This window comes from Pseudomonas sp. NPDC087814 (genome assembly GCF_044742865.1).
GTDB lineage: Bacteria > Pseudomonadota > Gammaproteobacteria > Pseudomonadales > Pseudomonadaceae > Aquipseudomonas.
Genome location: NZ_JBIUVK010000005.1, coordinates 63090 through 81730 on the forward strand (window position 1 = coordinate 63090; position 18641 = coordinate 81730).

At 59.5% G+C, this 18641-nt stretch carries 14 protein-coding genes and 4 tRNA genes; 4 read left to right on the forward strand and 14 right to left on the reverse strand.

From position 1 onward, the window contains the following. Nucleotides 1-27: 27 nt before the first annotated feature. The 12 genes from ACIOMR_RS06195 to gltX all read right to left on the reverse strand — a co-directional run bounded on the left by ACIOMR_RS06195 (nt 28) and on the right by gltX (nt 10081). A complete protein-coding gene (locus tag ACIOMR_RS06195; RefSeq protein WP_401192880.1) occupies nt 28-1992 on the reverse strand; it encodes a hypothetical protein in 1965 nt (654 codons plus the stop codon). Nucleotides 1993-2213: 221 nt separating this feature from the next. Further along, nucleotides 2214-3182: a hypothetical protein gene (locus ACIOMR_RS06200; RefSeq protein ID WP_401192883.1), complete on the reverse strand. Its 969-nt coding sequence runs from the start codon at nt 3180-3182 to the stop codon at nt 2214-2216. A 64-nt stretch (nt 3183-3246) separates the two neighbouring features. Then, a complete protein-coding gene (locus tag ACIOMR_RS06205; protein ID WP_401192886.1) occupies nt 3247-4302 on the reverse strand; it encodes an adhesin in 1056 nt (351 codons plus the stop codon). Nucleotides 4303-4847: 545 nt separating this feature from the next. Next, entirely contained in the window at nt 4848-5813 is a 966-nt protein-coding gene (locus tag ACIOMR_RS06210) for a tRNA dihydrouridine synthase (RefSeq protein WP_401192888.1), read from the reverse strand. A gap of 40 nt (nt 5814-5853) precedes the next feature. Continuing rightward, nucleotides 5854-6303: a thioesterase family protein gene (locus ACIOMR_RS06215; protein ID WP_177009373.1), complete on the reverse strand. Its 450-nt coding sequence runs from the start codon at nt 6301-6303 to the stop codon at nt 5854-5856. Between the two features lie 50 nt (nt 6304-6353). Continuing rightward, nucleotides 6354-7187 (reverse strand): alpha/beta hydrolase, encoded by an 834-nt coding sequence (locus tag ACIOMR_RS06220; RefSeq protein WP_102368520.1) that lies wholly within the window; start codon nt 7185-7187, stop codon nt 6354-6356. 28 nt (nt 7188-7215) lie between these two features. Next, nucleotides 7216-7755, reverse strand: a complete 540-nt coding sequence (locus ACIOMR_RS06225; RefSeq protein ID WP_003214462.1) for a TetR/AcrR family transcriptional regulator — start codon at nt 7753-7755, stop codon at nt 7216-7218. 184 nt (nt 7756-7939) lie between these two features. Further along, nucleotides 7940-8015: transfer RNA gene (locus tag ACIOMR_RS06230), tRNA-Glu, on the reverse strand. Nucleotides 8016-8095: 80 nt separating this feature from the next. Next, nucleotides 8096-8171, reverse strand: a tRNA-Ala gene (locus tag ACIOMR_RS06235). Nucleotides 8172-8221: 50 nt separating this feature from the next. Next, a tRNA-Glu gene (locus ACIOMR_RS06240) sits at nt 8222-8297 on the reverse strand. A 79-nt stretch (nt 8298-8376) separates the two neighbouring features. Beyond that, nucleotides 8377-8452, reverse strand: a tRNA-Ala gene (locus tag ACIOMR_RS06245). A gap of 147 nt (nt 8453-8599) precedes the next feature. After that, nucleotides 8600-10081 (reverse strand): glutamate--tRNA ligase, encoded by a 1482-nt coding sequence (gltX, locus tag ACIOMR_RS06250; protein ID WP_003214464.1) that lies wholly within the window; start codon nt 10079-10081, stop codon nt 8600-8602. A 196-nt stretch (nt 10082-10277) separates the two neighbouring features. Between gltX and ACIOMR_RS06255 the strand changes: the two genes are divergently transcribed. Together ACIOMR_RS06255 and ACIOMR_RS06260 are read left to right on the forward strand one after the other, a co-directional pair. Then, nucleotides 10278-11324, forward strand: a complete 1047-nt coding sequence (locus tag ACIOMR_RS06255) for an HlyD family secretion protein (RefSeq protein ID WP_401192893.1) — start codon at nt 10278-10280, stop codon at nt 11322-11324. Then, on the forward strand, nt 11314-12864 hold the full coding sequence (locus ACIOMR_RS06260; RefSeq protein WP_008438772.1) for an MDR family MFS transporter: 1551 nt from the start codon (nt 11314-11316) through the stop codon (nt 12862-12864). Before ACIOMR_RS06255 ends, ACIOMR_RS06260 begins: the two co-directional genes overlap by 11 nt. A 220-nt stretch (nt 12865-13084) precedes the next feature. Here the strand turns inward: ACIOMR_RS06260 and uvrB are convergent, their stop codons facing one another. Further along, nucleotides 13085-15100 carry an excinuclease ABC subunit UvrB gene (uvrB, locus tag ACIOMR_RS06265; RefSeq protein WP_008438773.1) on the reverse strand — a complete coding sequence of 672 codons (2016 nt, stop codon included), beginning with the start codon at nt 15098-15100 and terminating at the stop codon, nt 13085-13087. A 343-nt stretch (nt 15101-15443) separates the two neighbouring features. On the opposite strand from uvrB, the gene ACIOMR_RS06270 reads away from it, so the two are divergent. Together ACIOMR_RS06270 and ACIOMR_RS06275 are read left to right on the forward strand one after the other, a co-directional pair. Then, nucleotides 15444-16640, forward strand: a complete 1197-nt coding sequence (locus tag ACIOMR_RS06270; RefSeq protein WP_008438775.1) for an amino acid aminotransferase — start codon at nt 15444-15446, stop codon at nt 16638-16640. A gap of 310 nt (nt 16641-16950) precedes the next feature. After that, a complete protein-coding gene (locus ACIOMR_RS06275) occupies nt 16951-17160 on the forward strand; it encodes a hypothetical protein (protein ID WP_017478782.1) in 210 nt (69 codons plus the stop codon). A gap of 527 nt (nt 17161-17687) precedes the next feature. On the opposite strand, the gene ACIOMR_RS06280 is transcribed toward ACIOMR_RS06275, so the two are convergent. Beyond that, nucleotides 17688-18563 (reverse strand): putrescine utilization regulator PtrR, encoded by an 876-nt coding sequence (locus tag ACIOMR_RS06280; protein ID WP_003214475.1) that lies wholly within the window; start codon nt 18561-18563, stop codon nt 17688-17690. Between the last annotated feature and the right edge of the window lie 78 nt (nt 18564-18641).

Here is an 18641-nt window from a genome sequence, read left to right on the forward strand (position 1 = left end):
TGTTTCTCAAACTCTGCACCTTTAAACCTAAACCAGCGTTAGCGCCGTGCCCTCTTCATCCATCCAGCTTGATGATTTCAGTGGGTGTTTATACCCGTAATCATCAAAAGCCCCGTCAACGACGACAACAGAATGCATGAAGTTCGCCAACGTGCCGGTTGCACCATCTGCCAGCGCCTGGACGCTGCTGCTTCGGGTAAAGGCGAACAAACCCAGACGCCGCAGTGCATCACCAGGGGTCTCGCCATCATTGAGCGTGCTCATCGCCGCTTCAAAGCTCTCGCCGGCACGAAACTCGTGGTTCTCCATTTGCGCCCGCTTGGCGCTGACGGCGTACAGGAAATTCGCATCCTTGAGCAGGCCGGCGTCGGTGCCTTTGAAATTCGAGTGTTCGCGGGCTGTTTTCAGTTCTGCATGGGTCAAGCTGACCTTGCTGGAATCGCGCATCGTCACGGTGTAACCGTCGCGGGTCTCGGTGATGTTTTTATAGATGCCCCGGGGACTTTGCCCATACTTCATCATCGCCGCCTTGATCGCCGATACCGTGACACAGTTCCCCTCGACACCTTGATAGAATCCACTCCAGATATCCCCAGGCTTGACCCCGACCGGTACATTGGAAATAGGCGGGGGCCGCGAGCTTGAACCAACGGGCACTCCGTCCGGTACCTCCTCGGCGAGCATGTAGCCATAAGATTTGACGATAGATGGCTTGTCACCATTGCTGTGCTGCAGGCCATCCAGTACCAAGGCACTCGAATAGCCAAAAGTACTGACCACCCCCACCGCGCCCTGCTCCTGCATCTTGGCGGGTGGCACGATGCGCAAGAAGCCAGTCATGCCCAAGCCCTTCAACACGCGGTATTCCGTATCGCCTTTGAGCGTGTTCGATAAAACCTTTTCAAACGATGCCCCAGGGTCCTGGTCACCGCGGGTCATCTGCTTGCGCTTCGTGTACGCCGCCAGCATGAAGTTGGCCTGCTTCACCGCGTCGGGGTTGTTCCCAGCGAAACGCGAGGCCGTGGTCGCTTGCTGCAACTCTTGCCGGGAAAAATGCAGTTCGAAACCGTCCTTCATCGTGATGTCATAACCGTCTCCCGCCGGGGTGACTTTCTCGAACATATCCGTGGCGTCTGGACCAAACCTCATCATCATCATTTTTATGACGCAGGCATGGCTGCTGCCATCAACAACCTCACCGAATCCTCGCTCGGCCGCGTTAAATCCGCTGAGAATGTCAACGGGCTTGCGGCCACGCCGGGTGGACGGCGTATCGACGTGGGGAACATCGACCGGAGCAACCGGCACATCTCGCTTGACCGGCTTAGCCGTTTGCCCCTCCTTGTCCAGCACGTAGACGTAGGGACGGTCGGGGCGATATTGACGGTCAAACCGATGCGCCACCCCATCCCGAATCAACGCGGCACCGAAGTTATGCGCCTCCATGACGCCGACGGAGTTCCTGCCGACGAGTTGCTCCGAAGGGATCTGCTGCATAAAACGGCCCATGCCCATGCCCTTGAGCAGGTTCGATGCAGTCTCACCCTGTAAGGACGTGGTCAAGGCCGCGTTAAAGCTGCTGCTGATACGGCTGTCGGAACTGGACAATTGTTTGCGCTTGATGAAGACAGCCAATGCGAAATTCGCGTTTTCCACTGTATTGGCATCAGCACCGACAAATCTCGACGCTGAGGCAGTGCCATGCACTTCATGATCGGAAACATGCAACTTATAACCGTCTTTCAGCGTAACGTCATACCCCGAGCCAACGCGCTTTACTTCATCAAATAGATCAGCGCGCGCAGGACCGAAGGTCGATATCATCATCTGGATAACAGCAGAATGGCTGCTCGTATCAAAATGCTCACCGAACTGTCGCTCGGTAGAATTCAAAGTACTTACACTGTCGACGGATTTATTTTCACCCCCGTATACACGCGCAGGATGATGGACCGCCGTACTCATTGCATAACCCGTATTCATCGTAATCATGGAGCACTCCTTTAAAGGGCGAACACACAATAGCCCGTGGTAAACGCTGCCACCTGCACGTTGCGCTCAGGCATAAAAAGAAAGTGCATGAACACGGCATACAGTATTTTCTGCACGCGATGAACTGCACTCAGTCAGATAATAAGTTCAACAAGATCTAGTTATAGATTTAACGTGTTGCGCAGCAACGATCATCTTCTTATTGTTTTATGGACGGCCCGTTAGCCAACCAATGCAATAGCCCGTCCAAACCGCGGTCTTCCCGCTTTAGTCCCATACATCTCCTCACACCCATCAACCACTGCTACAGAGTGCCTGCTCCTGTTGACCATACCGATCAATGATTTATCAGCAAACGCACTGACCGGAACTTCTTTCATATGCTGGCGCAAGCCCAGACGCTTGAAGCCTTCCCCGGGCCCCGTTTCGTCCTCACCGTCGTTGAGGCTGTTTATCGCGGATTGAAAGCTCCTGCCTGCAGTCCCGTCATTGTTTTCCAGCATCGCTCGCTTGGCGCTGACGGCAAATAGAAAGTGCCCATCCTTGAGCATGCCGGGATCGCGCATCGGGACAAACTTCGAGCCACGCCTGGCTTGGGCCAATTCATCCTTGCTCAAATCCAGCGCGTACCCGTCACGCATGACAATGTGATAGCCATCACCCTTGGCTTGAACAGACTTGAAGATATCGGTCGGGCTTTGACCGAACTTCGCCATCGCCGCCTTGATCGCCGAAATGGTCACGCAATTACCATCAGGGCCCTGGCGAAAACCGTTCCATATATTTGCAGGCTTGGCGCCGTTGCGCTTATCGGACAGATCAGGAAGCGGCTGCGGTGTTGGATCCGGCAGGGGTGCATCCGGCTTGGGCAGCACTGCCGGCGGGGGCGCAGGCGTTACCTTGGTCGCAACTGTATTCGCCAGTTCCTTGCCCGCCAGCAGGCCTTGCAACTGTGTAAAAAACTGGGTGAACAGTTCGAGGAGCTTTGCTAACAGCGGGGTGTCGCTGGCTGTGTTCCCAACGGTACTTTGATCGTTATTACCGAACGATGAGAGGACTTGGTTATTAACGAATACCGGCTGCACGGGAACCGATCGTCCTGGTGTGTTGCCGGTTTGCGAATGTTGATAATAGTTTCTGACCGCGCCCGCATTATTGATTTCTGAACAAGACATATAACCATCCTTCATCAAGGGCCCCCCGACGTTTTTTATCGGGAGCGCCTTGTTGAAAAAAACTGAGGAAGTGGCCGACTTACCTGCTTATCCGGCGGCCGGGATTAAACCGCCAGTCGTTGTCGAACGCTCGACGCCTGCCGCTGGTTTCGAACTCAAAGAAATCCTCAGACGGCCCTGGCGAAGTGATGTCCGGCTCCGGCTTATCCGGCTTCGGAGTATCTGGTTTAGGCGCATCCGGCTTCGGTGGGACCGGAGCGTCTGGCTTCGGCGGGACCGGTGCATCGGGCTTCGGCGGGACTGGCACGTCCGGCTTCGGCGGGACCGGTGCATCGGGCTTAGGCGGGACCGGCACGTCCGGCTTCGGCGGGACCGGTGCATCGGGCTTCGGCGGAACTGGCACGTCTGGCTTCGGCGGGACCGGTGCATCGGGCTTAGGCGGGACCGGCTTCGTTGCATCCGGGTGAGGACAATGGCAGTTCATCACTTGGACCGTGACGTTCACGTCGGAACTGCTCCGGCTGTTCGGCTGCACGTCCTTGCCCGATGCGGGGTCTGGCCTGCGGGGCTCTGGCAGAGGTTTAGGCGTTACCTTAACCTCGGAACTCGGGAACGCTGGATTGTTTGCTGGCTTGTCTTTCTGTACCGACACCTCAGGATTGGTCCCGGACTTGTCCTTGAGTGCAGTGTTCAATACCGGCGAGTTGGTCTCGGCTTTGTCCTTGGCTACAGTGTTCGGCACTTGCGAATCAGTCCCCGCCTTGTCCTTGGCCGCAGTGTCCGGCACATTCGATTTACTGTCCGCCTTATCCTTCACCGGAGTATCGCTACTCTTCTCGGGTTTAGGCAGCGGGCCAGCATCGGGTACCAACTTGGGCATCCCCCCCTGCCCGGACAGCATGTTCCGTATGGCCTTGAATGCATATTCAAACAACTCGAACAACTTCTCGAGTGCATCCTTGTTGAAGGTGACGGTTCCATCCGTCACCACGGCGGTATTGTTTTTCAATACTGTGCCGGGCGTATTCGCCCGGATTTCGCCGGCGCTCTTGTCGACAGACTTTGGCAGGTCTGCATTCTGCTGATTGAAGTCATTAGTCAAGCGAGGGAAATTATTGACCGACAAATTAGACATAAACAAATCCTTATTCAGTGATTGCCAAAACTCCTTCAGCGGTCTGCAAACAGACCGTCCAGGTTCTGGACTGGAAACAAACCCGAGTGCTGCACACTCCCTACTTTCGTGGGTGTTGCGAGCATCGGGTTCCGAAAATCGGCCTTCACATAAGGAAATCAAATGAAAATAGAGACTTTATCCTATGGACTTTCCGTAAAACATCATGCTTACCCGGTGGTCGCCGTGGGCAAAATGGATATATCAGGCAACAGTCAGACGTTAAGGCAAATTGATGAAATCACTCACCCACGCCAGTCATTCATATCTGTGTTATTGCGCGCGCCCCTCATACTCCAACTAACAAAACTTAAAAATATGCGCCGCTGACACCGCAAGACTCTGTAGCAAACAAGAAACTTGCTCACATATATAAAGCAATCAAAAAGCTCTAGTCACGTGCCCACAAACACTCGCTGTTAACGATCCGTGGCCTTATTTCAAGCAAAAAAAAGGGCGCCCACGGCACCCTTTCCTACTGAATTGAAACGCTTATATATATGTACTCAATTTTGCAGCGCAACCGAATCAGGCACCCCCAACAATCGTCCTACCTGCTCCAGGTCGGTTTCCCGCCGCATCAGCGTAAATAGTTCAACTGCTTCGGGATAGTTGCGGGTCAGCATCGCCAGCCATTGCTTCAAGCGTCCCGGCGCCTGGCGCTCGGTCAATTGCTCAACGGATTGCCGCCAGAATTCCTGGAGCATGGGTTGCATCTGCGCCCAAGTCATCTCGACCACCTCTTCCCCGGCCCGCGCGGCAGCAATCTGCCGGGCCAGGTCGGGACGGGACACCAGGCCGCGACCGAGCATGATGTCTTCGACACCACTGATTTCGCGACACCGCCGCCAGTCTTCAACGCTCCAGATATCACCGTTGGCGAACACTGGCACCTTGACCACCTCTTGCACACGCGGGATCCACTCCCAGTGCGCCGGAGGTTTGTAGCCATCAGCCTTGGTGCGGGCATGCACCACGATATGCGCTGCGCCGCCTTCGGCCAGGGCCGTGGCGCACACCAGGGCACCGTCGGGGCTGTCGAAGCCCAGGCGCATCTTGGCCGTGACGGGAATATGCGCCGGCACCGCACGCCGTACGTGTTCGACGATCTGGTTAAGCAGCTCCGGCTCCTTGAGCAGCACCGCACCGCCACGGGACTTGTTCACGGTCTTGGCCGGGCAACCGAAGTTGAGGTCAACCACCTGAGAGCCCAGCTCACACGCCAGGGCGGCGTTTTCCGCCAAACACACCGGGTCTGAACCGAGTAACTGCACACGCAGCGGCACGCCGGCAGCGGTCTTGGCACCGTGCAGCAACTCAGGGGCGAGTTTGTGGAAATAGGCAGGCGTCAGCAGGCGGTCGTTGACCCGGATGAACTCGGTCACGCACCAATCAATACCACCGACCCGGGTCAGCACGTCCCGCAGGATGTTGTCGACCAACCCCTCCATGGGCGCCAAAGCAATTTGCATGGAAAACACTCAACGAAAAACGTGGCGCAGTTTACTGGTTTCAGACGCTGGCAGGTAATTCGCCTTGCAGCGCAGGGCCATAACCCTCAAGAAATTCCGACGGCATGCGCTTGGGCTTGCCGCTGGACAGTTCGATGCAGACAAAGGTGGTTTGCGCTCGCAGCAAGGTAGCGCCATCACGCGGGCGTACCAGCTGGAAGCGTCGGGTCATTTTCAGGCGCTGGTCCCAGTCGACGATCCAGGTCGCCAACTGCAGCTCATCGCCCTCGTAACCGGCGGCGAGGTAATCGATCTCATGACGCACCACGGCCATCGCGCGATCCAGCCTGCGGTACTCGCTAAGGTCCAACCCCAGGCGCTGGGAATGGCGCCAGGCGCAGCGTTCGAGCCAGGACACGTAAACGGCGTTGTTGGCGTGCCCCAGACCGTCGATGTCTTCGGCACCGACCTGCAGATCAATGATAAACGGCGTTGCCAAATCCCAGCCCATGGGGTGCTCCCGGTCGATTAATGTCGGCGGCGAGCAGTGTAACCCATGGCTCAGGCGGTTTGGCGCTCCGGCACGTGGCGGCCGGCCAGCAGCGCCAGCACGCCCTCGATCACACGCGGATCCGCCAGCACTTTCTGGTGCCCGCCCTGCTCCAGGCGCAGCAGGCGGCTGTCGAACCAGGCGTCATGGATGACCTGGCAAGCCTTGACCGAGACGAAGGTATCGTCTTCGGCATGCACGATCAGGCCCGGGATATTCATTTGATAGTGGGCGACATCGAGGTGCTTGAGAGGCATGCCCATCGTCAGCTCGACCTCCTGGATAAACGCCGAACGCGCTCGCGCCGGCAAACCGACCATGCCGGCAAAGCCGCGCAGTACGTCGAGAAACCGCGAGGGTGCGGCGATGCTGACCAACGCCTTGGTGCGCAAGCCCAACTGCACCGCCAACATCGCGCTGGCCCCACCCATGGAGTGACCGACAACCGCATGCAGCGGTGGCAGTTCGGCAGCCGCTTCCAGCATGGCACGGGCAAACAGCAGCACATGGGCTTCGCGCCCCGGCGAACGCCCGTGGGCCGGGCCGTCCAGCGCAACCACCGAATAACCCGCGTCCACCAATGCGCTGATCAGGCTGGCGAATTGCGTCGGGCGCCCTTCCCAGCCGTGCATCAACAGCACCGCAGGGCCCTGGCCCCACTTCAGCGCCGACAGGCCGAAACGCAAAGTGATGCGCTCGGACTGCGCCAGCAGCGGCAGCTCCCAGTCACGTGGCGGCAAATCGCGAGGCGTCATGAACACCCGACGCATCTTGCTGGCCACCGTTTGCGGCGCCAGCCGGCCCAAGGTGCCATTGACGCCACGAATCCATTTCAACGTGCCCATCGCTCATCCCTCAGGCCAGAAGCCGTTCTTAACGCACTGCGGACTTGGCCGCACGCAATACACGATCCGATAACTCACCCGGGCCCAGGGCGCGGGCCAGCGACAAGCCGCCGATCATCAGCGCCATGTCGGCCAGGGCCTTGTCGGTGTCTTCCGGGCTGGCGGCCAGCTGTGCTGCCATCAGTTCGCAGTGTTCGTTCAAGGCCTGGCGAAATTCGTCCGGCAGGCGGCTCATCTCGCCCACGGTGGACGGGATCGGGCACGCCTGGCTGGTGGAGTCACGGTGTTTACGCGACAGGTAGAACGCTGCGACCAGCGCGCGACGCTCTTCACCGGTCAGCGAGGAGTCCATGTCATCGACGGCGGCGCGACGCCGGGCCAGCAACTCGGTGAAGGCCTCCAGCATCAGTGCGTCCTTGCTTTCAAAGTGCGCGTAGAAACCGCCGACGGTAAGCCCCGCCGCGCCCATGACTTCGCCCACACTCGGCTCGGCCGGGCCGCGTTGTACCAGGGCGGCGCCGGCAGCTTGCAGAATGCGTTCACGGGTTTGCGCTTTTTTATCGTTCATCGTTGCCTCCGAATCTCATGCTTCGAATATTATTACCATAATAATATTTCGCAAGCCACAGGCATGACCATTGGTCAGAAGAACATTCAGGGAAAAAGGAAGGAGGATTGGCCAAACGCCAGACAAACAAAAGGGCCATTCAATAATTGAATGACCCTTAAAAATCCCGCAGAGCGGGTAATCGTGGCGTCCCCTAGGGGACTCGAACCCCTGTTACCGCCGTGAAAGGGCGGTGTCCTAGGCCACTAGACGAAGGGGACACAAACCTTCTGTACAACTGATCAGCGCTGAGGACTGATCGAATTCAAGGACGGTGTGGCCGGACCTTGAACCTGTAAATTGGTGGAGCTAAACGGGATCGAACCGTTGACCTCTTGCATGCCATGCAAGCGCTCTCCCAGCTGAGCTATAGCCCCGGATTTTTCGCCTCGCGGCGCAGCAGACCTTTCGAACTGCTTGTTGAAACTGGCGTCCCCTAGGGGACTCGAACCCCTGTTACCGCCGTGAAAGGGCGGTGTCCTAGGCCACTAGACGAAGGGGACACAAACCTTCTATACAACGTGATCAGGCTGAGTCTGATCGAATTCAAGGACGGTGTGGCCAGACCTAGAACCTGTAAATTGGTGGAGCTAAACGGGATCGAACCGTTGACCTCTTGCATGCCATGCAAGCGCTCTCCCAGCTGAGCTATAGCCCCTCGTCGGTGAGGACGGGGCGAATCTTAATGGCGTATTCGAAACGTGTCAAATTTATTTTCAACAATTTTCAAAATTTTTTGCCGAGATAACAATCACTTACCGAGCAAACCCCGGAAAACCGGGGTTTGGCCGTTACAACAGCGTGCTTAAGCGATAGCGCCCAGCAGCTTTTCCCATTCCTTGTTTTCTTTCTTCGACACACCACCAAGCAAATCAAGGGCTTGGCGCAGACGGAAGCGAGTCAGGTCCGGGCCCAGAATTTCCATCGCATCGAGCACCGACACCGAACTCGCCTGCCCGGTGATCGCGGCAAACATCAGCGGCATGGCATCGCGCAATTTCAGCTCCAGGGATTCAACCACCGCCTGGATAGTCGCGGTAATCGCATCCTTCTCCCACTGGCGCAGGCTTTCGAGCTTCCACAGGATCAACTGCATCAACTGGCGAACCTGGTCACCCGAGAGTTTCTTCGACTCAAACAGCTTCACGTCCGGGTTCACGCCACCGGCAAAGAAGAAACTCGCCAACGGTGCGACCTGGCTGAAGGTCTCCACCCTGCCCTGCACCAGCGGCGCGATCTTCATCATGTACTCGGGGTTCAACGCCCACTGCTGCACGCGGCTGGCGAACTCTTCCACCGGCAGGTCACGCAGCCACTGGCCGTTGAGCCACGAGAGTTTCTCGATGTCGAAGATCGGCCCACCCAGGGACACACGAGACAGGTCGAAGTTATCGACCATTTCCTGCAACGAGAACTTCTCGCGCTCGTCCGGCATCGACCAGCCCATGCGGCCCAGGTAGTTGAGCATCGCTTCGGGCATGAAGCCCATGCGCTCGTAGAAAGTCACCGAGGTCGGGTTCTTGCGCTTGGACAGCTTGCTCTTGTCCGGGTTACGCAGCAGCGGCATGTAGCACAGCTGCGGTTGTTCCCAGCCGAAGTACTCGTACAGCAGGATCAGTTTCGGCGCCGATGGCAGCCACTCTTCGCCACGCAGTACGTGGGTGATGCCCATCAGGTGGTCGTCCACCACGTTGGCCAGGAAGTACGTCGGCAGGCCGTCGGTCTTCATCAGCACTTGCATGTCCATGCGGTCCCACGGGATCTCGACGTCACCGCGCAGCATGTCCGGCACCACGCACACGCCTTCGCTCGGCACCTTCATGCGGATAACGTGCGGCTCGCCGGCGGCCAGGCGCCGGGCCACTTCTTCCTTCGACAGCAGCAGTGCGCGGCCGTCATAGCGCGGGGTTTCGCCACGGGCCTGCTGCTCGGCGCGCATCTGGTCCAGCTCTTCGGCGGTGCAGAAGCACGGGAAGGCATGGCCCATGTCGACCAGTTGCTGGGTGTACTGCTTGTAGATGTCGCTGCGCTCGCTCTGGCGATACGGGCCGTGGGGGCCGCCGACGTCCGGGCCTTCAGCCCAGGTAATGCCCAACCAGCGCAGGGCATCGAAAATCTGCTGTTCCGACTCGCGCGTGGAGCGCAGTTGATCGGTGTCTTCGATCCGCAGGATGAATTCACCGCCATGCTGCTTGGCAAAGCAGTAGTTGAACAAGGCGATGTAAGCAGTACCTACGTGGGGATCCCCAGTAGGCGATGGCGCGATGCGCGTGCGGACGGTGGTCATGGCGGGTCTCGAATTGGCGATAAAACTGAAAATGAAACAAGGGGCGAATGGTAACAGCCCCAAGCCCTTGGGCTCCAGCGTGGGGAGGCGAACAAAGGGCATATGAGACAAGCTCCGGTCTCAAGTCTCGACATGGCTATTTGCCAGACCGTTCGCTGGCTATATTCCATTACCTTTTGTCGACGACATTATTGCCATGCCTGCCCCGCTCAAACGCCGCCTGTTTATCTTCCTGTTTATCGTGGTCCTGATCGCCGGGGGCTTTTTCGCCCAGTGGTTCTTCAAGGGCCGTTTTTATGAAAGCACCGACAACGCCTACGTCCAGGGCGAGATCACCCGGGTCTCCAGCCAACTGGGTGCGCGCATCGTCGAGGTGCTGGTGGGCGACAACGAGCACGTGGAAAAAGGCCAACTGCTGGTCAAGCTCGAAGGCGACGACTTCCACCTCGCCGTCGACCGCGCCAACGCCGCCCTGGCCATGCGCGAAGCCGAGCGTGTGCAGGCCCAGAGCAAACTGACCCAGCAAGCCAGCCTGATCGCCGCCGGTGCAGCCAAGGTCTCGTCCAGCCAGGCCACCCTCGGCCGCTCGCAGATCGACCTGAACCGCGCACAAACCCTGCGCAAACCCGGCTATGTCTCCGAAGAACGGGTCACCACCCTCGACGCCGACAACCACATCGCCCGCTCCCAGGTGACCATGGCCCAGGCCGACCTGCAGGGCCAGCGCCAGCAGGTCAACGCCCTGAACGCCGAGATCAAGCGCCTCGACGCGATGATCGCCAACGCCAGGACCGACCTGGCCCAGGCCGAACTGAACCTGACCCGCAGCGAAATCCACGCGCCCATCAGCGGCCTGATCGGCCAGCGTGCCGCGCGCAACGGTCAATACGTACAGGCCGGCGCCTACCTGCTGTCGATCGTCCCGGACCAGGACATCTGGGTGCAGGCCAACTTCAAGGAAACCCAGATCGGCCACATGCAACCCGGGCAAAAGGCCGAGCTGACATTCGACGCCTACAGCGATACTCCAATCGAAGGCCGCGTCGCCAACCTGTTCGGCGCTTCCGGCGCGCAATTCAGCCTGCTGCCGCCGGACAATGCCACGGGCAACTTCACCAAAGTCGTACAACGGATTCCGGTCAAACTGACCTTCGCCGCCGACAACCCGCTGCAAGGCAAAATCCGCCCGGGCATGTCGGTGACGGTCAAAGTGAACATCCAAGACCCGCAAGATGGCCGGTGATCAACTGCTGCCGCCGGTAGGCGAGCCGAGCCGGCGCGACTGGATAGCAGTCATGAGCGTAATGCTCGGCGCCTTCATGGCGGTGCTCGACATCCAGATCACCAACTCCTCCCTCAAGGACATCCAGGGCGCGCTGTCGGCCACCCTGGAAGAAGGTTCGTGGATTTCCACTTCCTACCTTGTGGCCGAAATCATCATGATCCCCCTCACCGCCTGGCTGGTGCAGCTGCTGTCGGCGCGTCGGCTGGCGGTGTGGGTCTCGGGCGGGTTCCTGATCGCCTCGCTGATGTGCTCCATGGCCTGGAGCCTGGAAAGCATGATCGTATTCCGCGCGCTGCAGGGTTTTACCGGCGGCGCGCTGATCCCCCTGGCGTTCACCCTCACGCTGATCAAGCTGCCCGAACATCACCGCGCCAAAGGCATGGCCATGTTCGCCATGACCGCCACCTTCGCCCCGTCCATCGGCCCGACCATTGGCGGCTGGCTCACGGAAAACTGGGGTTGGGAATACATCTTCTACATCAACATCCCGCCGGGCCTGATCATGATCGCCGGGCTGCTGTACGGCCTGGAGAAAAAGGACTCGAACTGGGACCTGCTCAAAAGCACCGACTATCTTGGCATCGTCACCATGGCCGTGGGCCTTGGGTGTTTGCAGGTGTTTCTGGAAGAAGGCCATCGCAAGGACTGGCTGGAATCCAGCCTGATTGTCAGCCTGGGCACCGTCGCCCTGTTGAGCTTGATCACCTTTGTGATCGTGCAGATGTCCAAGCCCAACCCGCTGATCAACCTGCGCATCCTCGGCAATCGCAATTTCGGGCTATCGAGTATTTCGAGCCTGGGGATGGGCGTGGGGTTGTATGGCTCGATTTATCTGCTGCCGCTGTACCTGGCGCAGATCCAGAACTACAACGCCCTGCAAATCGGCGAAGTGATCATGTGGATGGGGGTTCCGCAGCTGTTTTTGATTCCGCTGGTGCCCAAGCTGATGAAGTACGTGTCGCCCAAATGGCTGTGCACCCTGGGGTTCGGGCTGTTCGGGTTGGCGAGTTTTTCATCGGGGGTGCTGAACCCGGACTTTGCCGGCGACCAGTTCAACCGCATCCAGATCATCCGTGCGCTGGGGCAGCCGTTGATCATGGTGACAATTTCGCTGATTGCCACGGCATACATCATGCAGAAGGACGCGGGGTCGGCGTCGAGCCTGTTCAATATTTTGCGAAACCTGGGCGGGGCGATCGGGATTGCGTTGCTGGCGACGCTGCTGGATGCGCGCACCAAGACCTACTTTGATTACCTGCGTGAGGCGATTGTGCCGACCAATCCACAGGTGGCAGAGCGCATGGCCAGGCTGACGGAGACGTTTGGGAGTGAGACGGCGGCGTTGGGCAAGTTGAGTGAGATAGCGCATCAGCAGGCGCAGATCATGGCCTACAACGATGCGTTTCACTTTGTGGGATTGGCGCTGGGGATCAGCATGGTGGCGATCTTGTTGACCAAGGCGTTGCCGGCGGGGCTCAAGGCTGGGGAAGCCCACTGAAATAACCTGTGGCGAGGGAGCTTGCTCCCGCTGGGCTGCGAAGCGGCCCCAAAATTCTGGGAGCGCTTCGCACTCCAGCGGGAGCAAGCTCCCTCGCCACAAAGAGCTTGAAGATCGTTCCCACGCTCTGCGTGGGAATGCCTCACTGGACGCTCCGCGTCCGCTCTTGGGACGCAGAGCGTCCCGGGCTGCTTTCCCACGCAGAGCGTGGGAACGATCATCAGACCGCCAGCAACCGCTCCCGCAACTTGCCGATCTCATCGCGCATCTGCGCCGCCGCTTCAAACTCCAGATCCCGCGCCAACTGGTACATCTTCTCTTCCAGCTGGCGAATACGCTTGGTGATCTCGCTCGGCGAACGCAATTCCGCTTCGTACTTGGCATTCTCCTCCGCAGCCTTGGCCATACCCTTGCGCTTCTTGCTGCGCGAACCCGGCACCGTTGCGCCTTCCATGATGTCGGCCACGTCCTTGAACACACCCTTTGGCGTGATGCCATGCTCCAGGTTGTAGGCAATCTGCTTGTCGCGACGACGCTCGGTCTCGCCAATCGCGCGCTCCATGGAACCGGTAATCCGGTCCGCATACAGAATCGCCCGGCCATTCAGGTTGCGCGCCGCCCGGCCAATGGTCTGGATCAACGAACGCTCAGACCGCAGGAAGCCTTCCTTGTCCGCATCCAGAATCGCCACCAGGGACACTTCCGGCATATCCAGGCCTTCACGCAGCAGGTTGATCCCCACCAGCACATCGAAGGCGCCCAGGCGCAGGTCGCGGATGATTTCCACGCGCTCCACGGTGTCGATGTCCGAGTGCAAATAGCGCACGCGCACGCCGTGGTCGGCCAGGTAATCGGTCAAGTCTTCGGACATGCGCTTGGTCAGCGTGGTGACCAGCACCCGCTCCTCCAGGGCCACGCGCTTGGTGATCTCCGAGAGCAAGTCATCCACCTGAGTCAGCGCCGGGCGGATTTCGATTTGCGGGTCCACCAGGCCGGTCGGGCGCACCAGTTGCTCAATCACACGCCCGGCATGTTCGGCCTCGTAGTTACCCGGCGTGGCCGAGACAAAAATCGTCTGCGGGCTGATGCCTTCGAACTCGTCAAAACGCATCGGCCGGTTATCCAGCGCCGATGGCAGGCGGAAGCCGTATTCCACCAGGGTCTCTTTACGGGAACGGTCACCTTTGTACATCGCGCCCACCTGCGGCACGCTGACGTGGGACTCGTCGATCACCAGCAAGGCATCGTCCGGCAGGTAATCGAACAAGGTAGGTGGCGCCTGCCCGGACTCGCGGCCCGAGAGGTAGCGCGAGTAGTTTTCGATGCCGTTGCAGTAGCCCAGCTCGAGGATCATCTCCAGGTCGAAGCGGGTGCGCTGTTCCAGGCGCTGGGCTTCCACCAGCTTGTTGTTGGAACGCAGGTATTCCAGGCGCTCCACCAGCTCAGCCTTGATGCCCTCGATGGCGCCCATCAGGGTTTCGCGCGGGGTCACGTAGTGGCTTTTCGGGTAGAAGGTGAAGCGCGGCAGCTTGCGGATCACTTCGCCGGTCAACGGGTCGAAGGCCGACAGGCTCTCGACTTCATCGTCGAACAGCTCGATGCGGATCGCTTCCAGGTCGGATTCCGCCGGGTAGATGTCGATCACATCGCCGCGCACGCGGAAGCTCGCCCGGGCGAAGTCTATGTCGTTGCGGGTGTATTGCAGGCTCGTCAGGCGACGCAACAGTTCGCGCTGGTCGAGTTTGTCGCCGCGGTCGACGTGCAGCACCATCTTCAAATAGGTTTCCGGGCTGCCCAGGCCGTAGATGCACGACACCGTGGTGACGATGATCGCGTCCTTGCGTTCCAGCAGCGCCTTGGTCGCCGAGAGCCGCATCTGCTCGATGTGGTCGTTGATCGAGGCGTCTTTCTCGATAAAGGTGTCGGACGACGGTACGTAGGCTTCCGGCTGGTAGTAGTCGTAGTAGGAAACGAAGTACTCCACCGCGTTGTTCGGGAAGAACGCCTTGAACTCGCCATACAACTGCGCGGCCAGGGTCTTGTTTGGCGCCAGCACCAGGGTCGGGCGGTTCACCTGGGCGATCACGTTGGCGATGCTGAAAGTCTTGCCGGAGCCGGTCACCCCGAGCAAGGTCTGGTGCGCGAGGCCGGCCTCAATGCCTTCGACCATCAGGCGGATGGCTTCCGGTTGATCGCCGGCGGGCTCGAAGCGGGTGACTAGCTGGAAATCCGACATAACGTACCTCTTGAGTCACCCCGGGGCCGGAAAAAGCAACGGGGACGAAAAAGACCGCGACCCGCGACTGTTCGGCGCAGGTTGCAGGAAAAAACCATGATAGCTGTAGAAGTGGAGGCGAATGTGACGGGTTTCAAGGCAATCGTCCTACATGCCGTTGGTCACCCATGTTGCAATAAGACTAACGGTCGGTAAATAAACCGAAAAACTTGGCCGAAAAGCCGTTTCGGCTGTCGCCGCGAGCGGTGATGGCCTCTATACTAGCTCCCCGTTTGTGCACCGCTCTAGTGCATTCGGCTGGAGCGCGACACGTCCCTCCACTCTCTATAGAGCTGCCGCAAAAATGAGCCTGTTCTCCGCTGTCGAAATGGCACCACGCGATCCAATCCTGGGCCTCAACGAAGCATTCAACGCCGATACCCGAACCACCAAGGTGAACCTTGGCGTGGGCGTTTACTGCAACGAGGAGGGGAAGATTCCACTCTTGCGTGCCGTTGCCGAAGCGGAAGCCATTCGCGTGGCGCAACACGCCGCCCGTGGCTACTTGCCGATCGACGGTATTGTCGCCTACGACCAGGCCGTGCAAAAGCTGCTGTTCGGCGCGCAATCGCCGCTGATCAGCTCCGGCCGCGTCATCACCGCCCAAGCGGTCGGCGGCACCGGCGCCCTGAAAATCGGCGCTGACTTCCTCAAGCAACTGCTGCCCAACGCCGTCGTCGCCATCAGCGACCCGAGCTGGGAAAACCACCAGGCGCTGTTCGAAAAAGCCGGCTTCCCGGTGCAAACCTATCGTTACTACGACGCCGCCACCCACGACGTAAACCGCGCCGGCCTGCTGGAAGACCTCAACGCCCTGCCGCCACAGTCCATCGTCGTGCTGCACGCCTGCTGCCACAACCCGACCGGCGTCGACCTGAGCCCGGCCGACTGGCAACAAGTGCTGGACGTGGTCAAGGCGAAAAACCTCGTGCCGTTCCTCGACATGGCCTACCAGGGCTTTGGCGACGGCATCGACGAAGACGCCGCTGCGGTGCGCCTGTTCGCCGAGTCGGGCCTGACCTTCTTTGTGTCCAGCTCGTTCTCCAAGTCGTTCTCGCTGTACGGCGAGCGCGTGGGCGCCCTGTCCATCGTCACCGACTCCAAGGAAGAAAGCGCGCGCATCCTGTCCCAAGTCAAGCGCGTGATCCGCACCAACTACTCCAACCCGCCGACCCACGGCGCGGCGATTGTGGCGGCGGTGCTGAACAACCCTGAGCTGCGTGCCCAGTGGGAAGCGGAACTGGCGGAAATGCGCCTGCGCATTCGCGGCATGCGCGAGCAGATGGTGGCTGACCTGGCCAAGGCTGCTCCGGGCCACGACTTCAGCTTCGTCGGTCGCCAGCGCGGGATGTTCTCCTACTCCGGCCTGAGCGTTGAACAAGTGACACGCCTGCGCAACGAGTTTGGTATCTACGCGCTGGATACCGGTCGTATCTGTGTGGCGGCGTTGAACCAGAAAAACATTGATGCAGTGACCAAGGCCATCGTTCAGGTGCTGTAAGCCTGTTGTGATGCAAAAAAAGGGGAAGCCGGTGGCTTCCCCTTTTTCATTCTGAAAACCGCGCCCCCTGTGGCGAGGGAGCCTGCTCCCGCTGGGCTGCGAAGCGGCCCCAAAACCTGCCACCGTGAACTTTATGAATGAATGCGGTGCCTGAACTGGGGCTGCTGCGCAGCCCAACGGGAGCAAGCTCCCTCGCCACAGGGTGGGTGGTTTGCCTTCAAGAGCGGGTGTTCAGCCCCTAAAAATTCGCTGCTTTCAGTCCGCTGCCCCTAGACTGACAGCAAGACAGTCCCTTCCCCTTGAGTATCCTATGAGAAACGACGACCTGGACCTGCGTGCCGACCGCGACGAACTGGACCACTTCACCCCGCGCCCACCACCCGCCAAGCGCCAGAAAAGCCTGGTGCTGCAAGTCGCGCTCGGCGTATTCCTCGGTGGTTTGGCCTTATGGCTGGTGCAACTGGGCGCCGGCGCCCTGATGGCCAAGCTGGCCATGGGCACCTTCCAGTTCGGCGGCTGACAAAGATCAAATGTGGGGGCCGTCGAGCTTTAGCGAGGCCGCGATAGCGGTGGGTCAGGCACCCTCAATGTCGACTGTGCCGACGCCTTCGCAGCCTCGCTGAAGCTCGACAGCTCCCACAGGGGATCTACTCCCGCCTTCAGTCCGCGCTCGTGTGGCTGGTCCAACTCGACCCAAGCAGTCCCCCTGAAATTTGGCGGCTGACAAAGATCAAATGTGGGAGCCGTCGAGCTTTAGCGAGGCCGCGATAGCGGTGGGTCAGGCACCCTCAATATCGACTGTGCCGACGCCTTCGCAGCCTCGCTGAAGCTCGACAGCTCCCACAGGAGATCTACTCCCGCCTTCAGTCCGCGCTCGTATGGTTGGTGCAACTCGATGCAAGCAGTACACCTGCAATTTGGCGGCTGACAAAGATCAAATGTGGGAGCCGTCGAGCTTTAGCGAGGCCGCGATAGCGGTGGGTCAGGCACCATAAATGTCGACTGTGCCGACGCCATCGCAGCCTCGCCGGGGCTCAGCTGCTACGGCTACGATGCCAGGGCCAGGCCACGCTCTTCCAGCAACTGCACAAAACTGTTCAGACTCTGCGACACCGTACCCCGGCGCCAGATCAGCCAGGTATTCAGAATCCGGAACGTATCGGTCAGCGGCCACACACTCACCGCCGTAAATCCCGGCATGCTCTCCAGCATGCTCCGCGGCATCAGCGCCAACCCGGCACCGGCACTCACACACGCGAGCATCCCGTGGTACGACTCCATCTCGAAGATCTTCCCCGGCACCGCGCCATCCTGTGAAAACCAGCGCTCGAAGTGATGCCGGTACGAACAGTTCGAACGAAACGTGTAGATGCTCTCCCCGCTCACATCCCGCCCCCGGGTGATCGGCGCGTGATGCAACGGCGCAATCACCACCATCTCCTCCTCGAACACCGCCACGCCCTCCAGCGTCGCGTGCAACACCGGCCCATCGACAAACGCCGCCGCCAGCCGCCCCGACAACACACCCTCGATCATCGTGCCGGACGGCCCGGTGGTCAGGTCCAGCTCGACCTTGGCGTGCTTCTGGTTATACGCCGCGAGCAACGCCGGGATACGCACCGCCGCCGTACTCTCCAGCGAGCCCAACGCAAACGCGCCCTGGGGCTCCTCCCCCGCCACCGTCGCCCGGGCCTCTTGCACCAGGTCAAGAATGCGCCGCGCATACCCGAGGAAATTCCACCCGGCCGGTGACAAACGCAATCGGCTCTTCTCGCGAATAAACAAGTCCACGCCCAGGTCCTGCTCCAATTGCTTGATCCGCGTGGTCAGGTTCGACGGCACGCGATGGATCAATTGCGCGGCAGCGCTGATGCTGCCTTGCTCGGCAACGGCTTTGAAAATTTCCAGCTGGACCAGATCCAAGTCATTCTCCAAACGTGAACGTATTGCTTAATATTATTCAGTTTCCGAAAAAGATACAGCCCCGTACGCTGGCCTCCA

Bases quoted from the DNA above. Each gene is read 5' to 3' on its own strand.
- ACIOMR_RS06210 (WP_401192888.1), bottom strand. From the start codon at position 5,813: ATGCAAATTGCTTTGGCGCCCATGGAGGGGTTGGTCGACAACATCCTG.
- ACIOMR_RS06200 (WP_401192883.1), bottom strand. From the start codon at position 3,182: ATGAAGGATGGTTATATGTCTTGTTCAGAAATCAATAATGCGGGCGCG.
- ACIOMR_RS06215 (WP_177009373.1), bottom strand. From the start codon at position 6,303: ATGGGCTGGGATTTGGCAACGCCGTTTATCATTGATCTGCAGGTCGGT.
- ACIOMR_RS06195 (WP_401192880.1), bottom strand. From the start codon at position 1,992: ATGATTACGATGAATACGGGTTATGCAATGAGTACGGCGGTCCATCAT.
- ACIOMR_RS06255 (WP_401192893.1), top strand. From the start codon at position 10,278: ATGCCTGCCCCGCTCAAACGCCGCCTGTTTATCTTCCTGTTTATCGTG.
- ACIOMR_RS06205 (WP_401192886.1), bottom strand. From the start codon at position 4,302: ATGTCTAATTTGTCGGTCAATAATTTCCCTCGCTTGACTAATGACTTC.
- ACIOMR_RS06260 (WP_008438772.1), top strand. From the start codon at position 11,314: ATGGCCGGTGATCAACTGCTGCCGCCGGTAGGCGAGCCGAGCCGGCGC.
- ACIOMR_RS06220 (WP_102368520.1), bottom strand. From the start codon at position 7,187: ATGGGCACGTTGAAATGGATTCGTGGCGTCAATGGCACCTTGGGCCGG.
- ACIOMR_RS06275 (WP_017478782.1), top strand. From the start codon at position 16,951: ATGAGAAACGACGACCTGGACCTGCGTGCCGACCGCGACGAACTGGAC.
- gltX (WP_003214464.1), bottom strand. From the start codon at position 10,081: ATGACCACCGTCCGCACGCGCATCGCGCCATCGCCTACTGGGGATCCC.
- ACIOMR_RS06270 (WP_008438775.1), top strand. From the start codon at position 15,444: ATGAGCCTGTTCTCCGCTGTCGAAATGGCACCACGCGATCCAATCCTG.
- uvrB (WP_008438773.1), bottom strand. From the start codon at position 15,100: ATGTCGGATTTCCAGCTAGTCACCCGCTTCGAGCCCGCCGGCGATCAA.
- ACIOMR_RS06225 (WP_003214462.1), bottom strand. From the start codon at position 7,755: ATGAACGATAAAAAAGCGCAAACCCGTGAACGCATTCTGCAAGCTGCC.